5 protein-coding genes are annotated in these 10,850 nt (G+C 57.2%); 3 read left to right on the top strand and 2 right to left on the bottom strand.

Annotated elements, in window-relative coordinates:
- Nucleotides 1–21: 21 nt before the first annotated feature.
- Nucleotides 22–6,687 carry an NEL-type E3 ubiquitin ligase domain-containing protein gene (locus tag QYH43_RS22600; RefSeq protein WP_301158159.1) on the bottom strand — a complete coding sequence of 2,222 codons (6,666 nt, stop codon included), beginning with the start codon at nucleotides 6,685–6,687 and terminating at the stop codon, nucleotides 22–24.
- 173 nt (nucleotides 6,688–6,860) lie between these two features.
- Here QYH43_RS22600 and QYH43_RS22605 point away from each other — a divergent pair, with 173 nt between their 5' ends.
- The gene (locus QYH43_RS22605; RefSeq protein ID WP_095058558.1) at nucleotides 6,861–7,079 is read left to right on the top strand and encodes a DUF2970 domain-containing protein; all 219 of its coding nucleotides are present in this window, start codon (nucleotides 6,861–6,863) and stop codon (nucleotides 7,077–7,079) included.
- 6 nt (nucleotides 7,080–7,085) lie between these two features.
- Here QYH43_RS22605 and QYH43_RS22610 read toward each other — a convergent pair whose 3' ends face one another.
- On the bottom strand, nucleotides 7,086–8,171 hold the full coding sequence (locus tag QYH43_RS22610) for an ABC transporter substrate-binding protein (RefSeq protein ID WP_301158160.1): 1,086 nt from the start codon (nucleotides 8,169–8,171) through the stop codon (nucleotides 7,086–7,088).
- A 524-nt stretch (nucleotides 8,172–8,695) separates the two neighbouring features.
- Here QYH43_RS22610 and QYH43_RS22615 point away from each other — a divergent pair.
- Together QYH43_RS22615 and QYH43_RS22620 are read left to right on the top strand one after the other, a co-directional pair.
- Nucleotides 8,696–10,354: a nitrite/sulfite reductase gene (locus tag QYH43_RS22615; RefSeq protein WP_301158161.1), complete on the top strand. Its 1,659-nt coding sequence runs from the start codon at nucleotides 8,696–8,698 to the stop codon at nucleotides 10,352–10,354.
- Nucleotides 10,338–10,832 (top strand): DUF934 domain-containing protein, encoded by a 495-nt coding sequence (locus tag QYH43_RS22620; RefSeq protein WP_053160900.1) that lies wholly within the window; start codon nucleotides 10,338–10,340, stop codon nucleotides 10,830–10,832. Before QYH43_RS22615 ends, QYH43_RS22620 begins: the two co-directional genes overlap by 17 nt.
- The last annotated feature ends 18 nt before the right edge of the window (nucleotides 10,833–10,850 follow it).

The following is a 10,850-nucleotide window of genomic DNA, read 5'->3' on the forward strand; positions in this document are numbered from 1 at the left end:
AAAGGTTATCGACAGTAGCAATCAGCTGTGTGAAGGACCCGGCTGCGGCGCTATCACACTGGGATGTTCAATCGCTTCGGTCTCCTGCCGAGACAGGTCGATCATCCTCAAGCTGCGCGCGAACTGACGTTCGTTATACCGATGCTGAGCCTCCTCCAGGTTGAAGTCACCCTCCTCCGACTCCTCCACCTCATCGAATTCCCTTAACGCCTCCGGATACTTTTCCTTTAGATAGTCCTCCCAATAGTCACGCTGGATAAGGTCCTGAAAAAACAGGTCGGATCGTTCGGCATCCATGACTTCACGACGAACGTCAGCCAGGTCTTTTGGCGTAACACCCGAGGCATAGGTCATGTGGCCGGGTTGTCCCGGTAGCTCCAGGCCGTCACTCCAGCCACTTGTCAGGCCGATTCGGTAGCCCAGACGGACTTGTGCCTGATCGAAGTGGGTTTTCTTGGCGATTTCTATCGCCTTCAGATCGATCCTGTCCAAGCGGAACATCTGCCTGGACAGTTTCAGTAATGCCCGGCCCTTTGCCGCCAGCCCGGCAGGAAGATCGAGCAACGCGTTATGCAGGAATACTTTGCTTTCCAGGACACTGAAACTGAGAATCCGGCCGTCGACACAAGTACCGTGGGTGGCGGCATTGGCGAACAGCGTCGTGCGAAGCTCGGTGTTGCTTTCGGCAGCTTCCATGACGGCCCACACCCTTCGGGTCAAATCGGCATTCGCCACTCTGAATTCACGAGTATCCGGCAAGACTGCAAGCAGGTGGAAGAAAGCGGCATTGTCCGGCTCCGCCAGCAGTCGATTCCAGGTCTCGGTTCTCGTTGCCATCTCCTCTTTCGAGGCATTCGCCAGCCATGGCGACAGTTGTTCGACATCGGGCTGCGAGTCGGCAAGGTCTTCGTCGGACTGCATGCTTTCAGTTTCACTGACACCGTCATTGGAAATGACCTCGAGCATCTCATCGAGTTCAGCGCGTGAGAAACCCAACGCTGTAGCGTGCGAACCCGTCTCACAGTAATCCCTGAGTTCCTCCAGGCTCTCACGCGACAAATTGTAGTTGTCGCTCAAGTCTGTGCCGGATATCAGCACCTCATGGGTACCGTCCAGGGCGGCCGAAGGAATGGTCGTGATGTCATTGCCACTCAGATTCAGCACTCTGAGGCGATCGCTATCGAGCACTCCTTCCGGCCACTCGCTCAGTTGATTGTTTCGTATATCCAGCGTCTCCAACCGCGCAAGCGTGCCAGCATTGAAATGGCCCAGATTGTTGTAGCCCAGATTCAACCATTGCAGGTTTTCCAGGCGATTGAGCGAAGCGTACAAAACCTCGGGGTCATCGAATTGATTGTCTGAAAGATCAAGCCGTTCAAGACGCGCCATACTCTTGATCGCTTCGGGCATCGCCTCGAGATCATTGCCAGCGAGCGCCAATGCCTTGAGTTCGACAAAGGCCTTCAGAAACCCGTCGGAGCCTTGCGCAGAGAGTCTTGCACCGGTCAAATCCAACGTTTGTACATGGGCGAACACCGCAGGCAATTCAGGAAGATCGCCCAGTTGTAAGCCATCGAGACTCAACGCAGGGTTTACAACACCCCTATCGCCGATCAGTCCTTCGCTCCAACAATCAAGGATTCGTAGCGAAGCCAGCCTGCGATTGGCCGACGAAATCTTCCAGCGCCGGCCATTGATCTCCCGCGTAAACAGCCAGCCATTCAATTGTCGTGTCAGCGTTTCGAACGACTGCTCCCATTCGCCTATCTGGTCGCTGATCTGCGCGTCAGTGGCCGCACTTGCACGCGCCTGCTCGACCCATTGCAAGGCCTCATCTTGCGCAAGTGCCGGTTTTATCCGCTGCAGGCGCTTGGCAAGGTTCGCGACGCCTTCACCGACAGGTATTTGCGGCAGGGGCAACAGATCCAGTGCGATGGTGAGCCCGCTTTCTGTCGGTGGAAAAACGGGAGGAAAACCTGGAAGCGCATCCCTTTGAGCGAAGCGTTCCAGCGTGCCGAGCGGCAATCCCCTGGCATTCTCGAATCGCTGGCGGGCTGAGTTCAGGGCTGTCCTGGCTTGCGCATCCAGCGGCGCGTTCGCCAGATTGGTTTTGAGCAACATTTCATCGGACAAGCCCGCGCTGGGCAGTGAAGATATTTTGCTGCTGCGCACATCAAGCCAAGTCAATTCCGGCAGGTCCTGAACCCCAATCGGCCAGTCGAGCAGCCCCGTACTCTCAAGGCTCAGGGCTTTGAGCTGCGTCATCGCGGACACGTCCAACGCGTCCAGCGGGTTGTTGCGCAAGTTCAGATATTCAAGCGTTTGAAGGCCATCAAAACGTTGTTGCACGGCTGTGTCTACCGCGATCTGGTTACTGGAGAGGTCCAGATTCGTCAGTTTTGCAAAGTCGCCCGGTACGATAGGCAGGTCCGTCAATTGGTTAGCACTGAGGTCGAGTTTTTCAACCTCGCTAAACGCTCGAACAAAATGGCGGACTTGCTCCACAGGCGCTTTCATCCCTCTCAAATCCAGCGTTTTTACATGCGGGAACACACCCTGCGGCAGATCTGGAAGCTCGCTCAGCCCCATATTTGACAAATCGAGCCTCGAAGCATCGGCCATTGCGCCATAGCGTTTAAATGTGCCATTGCGCCAGCAGGCCCTGATGGACATGTCAGCCATGCTTCGTCCCACCGCCTCATGGGTTGGCATGGGTGCTCCGTCGTTAGACAGACGATGGGACCAGCGCTTGAGACTTCGGTCGAGAACGCTGTACTCCTCGCTTAACGCCTCCACTGCCTGAAACCTTGCCTGTTCTCCCAGCCATTGTGCGGCGAACTGATTGAACAAACCCTCGACCGGCTCATTCATCCCCTGCGCCAGGCGTCTGACTTGCGTCTTGCAATATCCCCTGACCATTTCCTCGACATCGACAAGGTGATCCGGGTGGTTCTTGACATACTCGTAAGCCGGCTTGAAGTGTTCGCGAGGGATTTTCGACCAGTCCAGCGACAATCCCGACCACAGTTTTTCATGCCCCTCATAGATGGCGTCGGGAAGCGCTCGAATTGAGGTCTCTCGGAGATTCAGGCGCTCAAGGTTTGGCAGCTCAAGTATCCCGGCAGGCCATTCCACTAACAAGGGAGCCCCGAGATGAAGCTGGCGCAGATGACGCAAACGACTGAAGTCCCATGCCTCTGGCCCCCAAATTGGCGCACTGACACTCAACGCCTCCAGTCGGGTCAGTGCGTTCAACCTCGACGGCATGTCCGCTGCAAAAGGCGACGCCGAGTACAGACTCAAGCTTTTGAGATTTTCCAGTCTGACAAGCGCCTCGGGCACATTGGTGAACTCATAGTCGGTCGCGGTTATTCTCAGGCTCGTCAAACCAGGAAAGCTATGCAAAAGCGCATTGGCATTGCTGTCATTGATGCATTGCCCGCGAATTTGTAGGTGACGCACATGGGAAAAATCTGCCGATAGCGCAGGAAGCGGATCATCACAGGTCAGATCGAGGGCACTGTTCATGAACTGTGAGTCGGCCAGTGGCGAGTTGCGCCAGGATTGTTTGATGGCTCGCGCGACATAGGACCTTCCTCCGAGCATTGATTGCAGGGCAGTGTCCGGCGACGCTACGCCGGCCCATTGGTCGAGTGTCGACTCCAGCAATTCCCATTCACGCAAACGCGCCTGCAGCAGACCATAAATCTGCGGGTCGGTTTTTCCTGCCCGCAGTTGCTCCAGGATAAATCCATTGGCCTGGGCGTCAGTGAGCGCTGGATAGATAACCTGGACCCGCGAAACCAGTGAAGGATTCACGCCTTGCCCACGTCCGCTGGCGTAGTAGCCCATGACACGCTCCCTCACACGCACGGGCGGCTTGAACCTGCGAGGGTTGCCCTTTCGCTGTTCCAGCCGTTGTGCCAACTCCGCGCGGTGCTCACTGGCGCAATCGGTCATTGCCTTTTGCAAATCACCACTTTGCCACGTATGCGGGACGCCTAAAGCCTGCCGAGCCTCATCGGGCAAGGCGTGCATGATCGAGGCGAAGAAGTTGTTGCCGTCCCGCGGCACGCTGTTGAGTGCCTCACCCCGCTCGTCAAAAGCCTGGAAGCCCGGGCCGTTTTTCACCAGATATTTACGGGTTACAGCTGTTTCCCCGCCGATGCCATCGATCAGTGGACCGTCGACGTGGCCCTCGCGGATTTCCAGTCGTACGTCATTGGACCAGCCCGGTAATTTTTCCAGCGAATGCAATGCCAGCGACTGACTGTCCGCAGTGATTATTTCCCCGAGATTCAGATCGACAAAGGCGCGGCTCACCCGTCCTTGCTGCGCATACCAGCGCGCCTCTTCCAACATTCTCAGTGGCACTCGTCGGGTGGTTTGAAACCGCGTGAGCTCTTCGGCATCGGCGTCCATCAACACCCGCTTTGCAGCGGACTCACCGAGCCCCGGACAAACACGGCGCAGCATCGCGACAGGGCCTTGCTCCAAACCGATCACCTGCGGATCGGGATCGGACAAGCTCAATGCATCCATCAAATCGGGAGGTGGAGGAAGATGGTCCATGTGCATCTTGCGCAGGGCATCGTCGCCGATGCCATTGGCCTGCGCGATCTTGAGCAACTGCTTGTCGGCAAAGCATTCTGTCGTGTGGCCAATGCGCCGCAACAGTGTCAGACGATCCCACTCGAGCGGGCGCTCCAGCGTATGACGCCAGGCGCCGTGGCCGTTGTGCTCGAGTATCGGTTGCCAAAGGCTGGTGTCGGCCGGATGTTTGATACGCCACTTTTTCAGCGATGGATCAAACCTCGTTTCATAAACCTTGCCCGCCTGCCGAATGTAGCTTTTACCGTTGAGCGAATACTGCCCCAATGCATCCGGACCCGCGTTGCCATCGAGCACAATCTGTTGCTCATAGGCACTCAAGTCTGGTTTCCATAGACGTTTTTTGCCATCGCCCCCCTGAATTTGCTCCAGCCCCTCGACCACAGGCTCCGGCGCCACGGCAGTCAGTCTGGCCAGTCCTTTACCGGCACCGGCCATGACGGCAATGAATGCGAGGTTTTCCGCGACATCGATCAGATGCGCCTTGGCGGCGGTGCGGTCCCCTTCACTCCACTCGATCACACCTTCAAACGTCTCATACAGGAGTTGGTCGACCATCACCATCATCATGACCTCACCGAGTACGGGCACGAACATTGAGACGAGGTTCAATCCCAGCATGCCGATTTCCAGCAAGTGGTTGAGTCTTTCTGCCCGCACTCTGGCATCGACGTCATCGGTGGGGACAGCCTGACTACGGGCGTCGGCGATAACCCTATCGCGGTGCTGTTCGAAGAGGTAAGTCCAGAAGTCCGTATTCAGAGACCACAAACCGTCACCTTTGCGCACCCGGCATGAAGGGTCGAGATAGGGATTTTCAACCCTCACTCGCTTGACCTGACGCTCGGGAGGAAGCTCGTTCATGAACAAGAAGGGCGAGAGTGGCGCAAGATTGCGAAGAATCGTAAACCCGGTGGAATGCACGAAATCGGTGGGAGAATCTGCAGCCACTTTGGTGAACTGGCTGACGTAATACGGTCGATCGGAATACGCTACGAACTGACTGAAAAATCGCTGATATTTTGTCGGGCCATCGTCTTTGGACGGTTGTGCATCCCGGGCAGTGAACCGTCGTTCGAGTTCTGCTTTCATCTGCTTCAACGGGTATCGCTTGAGCGGGTGCACAGGATCGTCAGGAATATAAATAATGACGTCGGTGCCGTAGCGGTACTTTTCAGAGATAAGGAACACTGCGCAGCCAATCATCCTGCGCTTCATCAGGGCTAAATCACAAAACCATACCTGCTTGCCGCCCAGTCGAAGGTCCATCTCGCCGTCGACGAGCGAACGGATCATCTCGTAATCATTTGGTTCGATGTCCACCCTCAACAACGCCACCGCGGCCGCGGACAAAAGTGCGGCCTTCTGACTGGCAATAAACTGCTGGCGGAGCGTCGCTTCCTTATCGGCATCCGAAGGATGGAAGAACGCCTTTACATAGACCTGATATTGCGCGCCGATATCCAACGTGCGACACAGGGACAGGAACTGCCTGATCGTGATGTTGAGATCGACCACTTGAAAGGTGTCCGGGGTTGTTGTTTCTACGATAAAACTCGACTCCTCGTGAAAAGCCCCGTGCTCGCACTCCGACGCCTCGAAGTTATGGAGCGCCGCCTGCAGCAAAGAGAGCTTCAACACTTCGAATGTTGCGACCTCTATTTCAAGTACGCTGATTTCGAGCGGCCGCTTCAGGCATACCAGCGTTTTGTTGACATCGACCTCAACTGCGAACTGCTCCTTCAGCGCTTTCACCAACAGCCGGGCAGCGAATATTTCAACGTCAAGCAGTGCCGACATGGTTTTATCCAGACGGGTTTGTGCCTTGAAGCGGGCAGCGAAGCTTTCCTGCAGAATTTGTTTTTGTTCAACCGACGCCTCCTGATACCAGTGCGGCAGGTGAGCGGGGGCTGCTTTCAGCTCTGCCCGCCTTGCGGGTGTCGCATTGATCAGCCAGTCGGGAGACGTTTGCTCAAGAAACGCAGCGTGGATGCTGCTTTTTCCGGCAGCCGACGTTTTATGCAATGGTGTTTTTTGATTCGCCTCGGTCGACGAAGTCGGGGGGGACGTGGACATGGGCTCGCTCCTGATAAATGGAGCATCAGGACACCAGTTCAGGACTGTTTCCCTGCGGTACATAGTTATCGCGATGGCAACAACTGATGTCGACAGTTTCAATTGCAGGCGAACCAAGGCGCGAACCGCCGGATTGACTATGCTTGGGTGAGCTATTTTCAGGCGAGGAATTTATGGACGATCCGGCCGACAACAAGCCGCCGACCTTCTGGCAAATGCTGCACAGCGTCGTGGCGGCGGCGTTCGGGGTACAAAGCGGGAAAAACCGTGCCCGGGATTTCACCCACGGCAAACCCAGTCATTTTGTGGTGTTGGGGATAGTGTTCACGGCGGTGTTCGCGTTGACGCTGTTCGGCATCGTGAAGCTGGTGCTGCACCTGGCAGGTGTCTGATCCGGCTCAGTGCATCAAGGTCTGCAGGGTGAAGGGGTAGCGCCAGGACGTCGGCCGCCCTTTGGCCGACAGTTTGTGAAAGTCCACGCCAAAATCCTGCGTAACGCTCATCGCCAGCAATCGCTTGGCTTGCTTGCGATCAATCAATTGTAGCAACGGAATCTGCCGATCCCGACCACCGTACTGGCTGATGTCCACGCCTTCGTCATAGTCGTGCAACTGCACCAACGCCCAGCCACCGAGGCTGAAATGCCCACCCAGCAACACGCTCAGGCGATTGTCCAACAGCGCCTGCAATGCGGCCGGTGAGTTATTGAAGGCGCCGAACAGTGCACCGTTACCGGGAACGCCCCCGGTTTCGACATAGGCCTGCATGACGCCAAATGCCATCTCGTCATTGGCCGCCCAAACGAGTGAAGTGTGGGGATAGCGTTTGAACAACAGCCTGGCCTGCTCATAGGCGCGTTGACGCGTCCAGCCGCCGTACACCAACTGCCGGAGCCGGACTTGCGGATGCTCGGCCAGCGCCCGGCGCATGCCCTTTTCTCGCCGTTGTGCGGACGGGGTGATCTTCAAGCCGGAAAAGGCCAGCAGCTCGATTGTCTGTCCAGGGGGTACCGGAGGATGTTGGCGGATCAGCTCCTTGAGCATCAGATAGCCGCCCTCCTCGTCATTGGGCACCAGGCTTCCCACCCAATCAGGGTATTTGTCCGGTTGCGCACTGAGCAGGTTCACCTGATCTGCTGACAGGGCGTTGTTGACCAGAAACAGCTTTACGCCGCTGCCTTGCGCCAGACGCAGGACTTCGGGCGCCACAGATTGCTCGTTGACGAACACCAGGTAGTCGGGACGGTTGTGTCCCTGGAGCGCTTCACGGGCCTGCTTGATGATGTTTTCAGGAACGCGGTCGGCATACTGGATGCGCAAATCCATCCCAAGGTCTTTGGCCGCGGCTTGCATGAACTGCGAATAACTGACCCAGAACGCTTCTTGAGTGGTTCCCGGATTCAGGAACAACACCGACGCCGCTTGCGCGCAAGGTCCCCCGATCAGACCCAACGCCAGCAATACGCCCCTCAGAACCTTCAACATGTGTCGACGCAACCCCCGGAAATTCGCCGCGCATTATAGCCAGCGAATCTCCGGTACAACGCCGCCTTTTCCGGTTTTTGTCTGACAACCGTCAGAACAAGGCCCGGATTGGGTCGCCTACTGGTGACTGACCCAGAAAATCGCCGTCCCCACGACCAGAATGATCAAAAACAAAATCGCCCAGGCATCGACCGAGCTATCGCTTTTCTGTGCTTTGGTTGGGTTGCTCATTGCATCGCCTCTTGTCGGTTTTATCGGTGATTGCATAAAGACTCGATCACAGTAAAGACGACGATTGCCCGCGCCACAAACAGGGTCTTTGCAACAACGGTTCTCATTAGGCGATTTGGTTCTTTACATATGCTCAAACATCACTTTTACGCATAACTGCAAACTGGTATCTTGCCCCGGCTCCGTAGGGAGTGCGCGGCCGTGCGCGCAGAATTGCAGAGGTTTTATCGGACTCCGGCAAGCACAAAAACGCAGCTGTATCCGAGCGACCCAAGCCTGAGAACAGGACTTATATGTACGTATACGACGATTACGATCAGCGGATCATCGAGGACCGCGTCAAGCAGTTCCGTGATCAGACCCGACGCTATCTGGCAGGGGAGCTGAGCGAAGAAGAGTTCCGCCCGCTGCGCCTGCAAAATGGCCTCTATATCCAGCGTTTCGCCCCGATGTTGCGGGTCGCCGTGCCTTATGGCCAACTGACTTCGCGCCAGATGCGAATGATGGCCAGGATCGCCCGCGACTACGACAAGGGCTACGCCCACATCAGTACCCGGCAGAACGTGCAGTTCAACTGGCCTGCCGTGGAAGACATTCCGGACATTCTCGCTGAACTGGCGACCGTGCAGATGCACGCGATCCAGACCAGCGGCAACTGCCTGCGCAACGTCACCACCGACCAGTTCGCCGGTGTCGCCGCCGACGAGCTGATCGATCCGCGCCCATGGTGCGAGATCGTCCGCCAGTGGACCACGTTCCACCCGGAATTCGCTTACCTGCCGCGCAAGTTCAAGATCGCCGTCAACGGGTCGACCTCCGACCGTGCCGCCATTGAAGTCCACGACATCGGCCTTGAGCCGGTGCACAACGCCGCTGGCGAACTGGGCTTCCGTGTGCTGGTCGGCGGTGGCCTGGGCCGTACACCGGTGGTAGGCGCGTTCATCAATGAGTTCCTGCCGTGGCAAGACCTGTTGAGCTACCTCGACGCCATCCTGCGGGTCTACAACCGCTATGGCCGTCGTGACAACAAGTACAAGGCGCGGATCAAGATCCTGGTGAAAGCGCTGACGCCTGAAGTCTTCGCGCAAAAAGTCGACGCGGAAATGGAGCACCTTCGCGGTGGCCAGACCACATTGACCGAAGCCGAAGTGCAGCGTGTCGCCAAACACTTCGTCGACCCGGACTACAAGGCGTTGGACAACCAGTCCGTCGCCCTGGCCGAGCTCGACCAACAGCACCCGGGCTTCGCCCGCTGGCGCGTGCGCAACACCCTGGCCCACAAGAAGCCGGGCTATGTCGCCGTGACCCTGTCCCTGAAGCCGACCGGCGTTGCACCGGGCGACATCACCGACAAACAGCTCGACGCCGTGGCCGATCTGGCCGACCGTTACAGCTATGGTCAGCTGCGCACGTCCCACGAGCAGAACATCATTCTGGCCGACGTCGAGCAGGACAAGCTGTTCACCCTGTGGGGCGAGTTGCGCGAGCAAGGTTTCGCCACGCCGAACATCGGCCTGCTGACCGACATCATCTGCTGCCCGGGCGGTGACTTCTGCTCCCTGGCGAACGCCAAGTCGATCCCGATCGCCGAATCGATCCAGCGTCGTTTCGATGACCTGGATTACCTGTTCGACATCGGTGAGCTGGACCTGAACATCTCCGGTTGCATGAACGCCTGTGGTCACCACCACGTCGGCCACATCGGCATCCTCGGGGTGGACAAGAAAGGCGAAGAGTTCTACCAGGTGTCCCTCGGCGGCAGCGCCAGCCGTGACGCCAGCCTGGGCAAGATCCTCGGCCCGTCCTTTGCCCAGGAAGCCATGCCTGACGTGATCGAAAAACTCATCGACGTGTACATCGAACAACGTACCGAAGACGAGCGTTTCATCGACACCTACCAGCGTATTGGCATCGACCTCTTCAAGGAACGCGTCTATGCAGCGAATCATTAAGAACAACGAAGTCGTCGACGAAACCTGGCACTTGCTGCCGAAGGATTTCAACATCGACGAGATCACCAACTGCGACGACTACATTGTCCCGTTGCAGCTGTGGCGCGAACACAGCCGCATGCTCCTGGCCCGCGACGGCGGCTTGGGCATCTGGCTGGATGCCGATGAAGAAGCCGAGGAAATCAGTGAAGACGTGGCGCAGTTCCAGGTCATCGCCCTGAACTTCCCGGCCTTCACCGACGGCCGCAACTACTCCAACGCCCGCCTGCTGCGCGACCGTTACGGTTTCAAAGGCGAATTGCGGGCGATTGGTGATGTACTGCGCGATCAGCTGTTCTACCTGCATCGCTGCGGTTTCGATGCCTTTGCAATTCGCCCGGATAAAGACCCGTACGAAGCCCTCGAAGGTTTGAAGGACTTCTCGGTGACTTATCAGGCTGCTACCGACGAACCGCTGCCGCTGTTCCGTCGCCGCTAAGCAAAAGCGCATAAAAAA

This window comes from Pseudomonas sp. C32 (assembly GCF_030417915.1).
In the GTDB taxonomy this organism is placed as follows: domain Bacteria; phylum Pseudomonadota; class Gammaproteobacteria; order Pseudomonadales; family Pseudomonadaceae; genus Aquipseudomonas.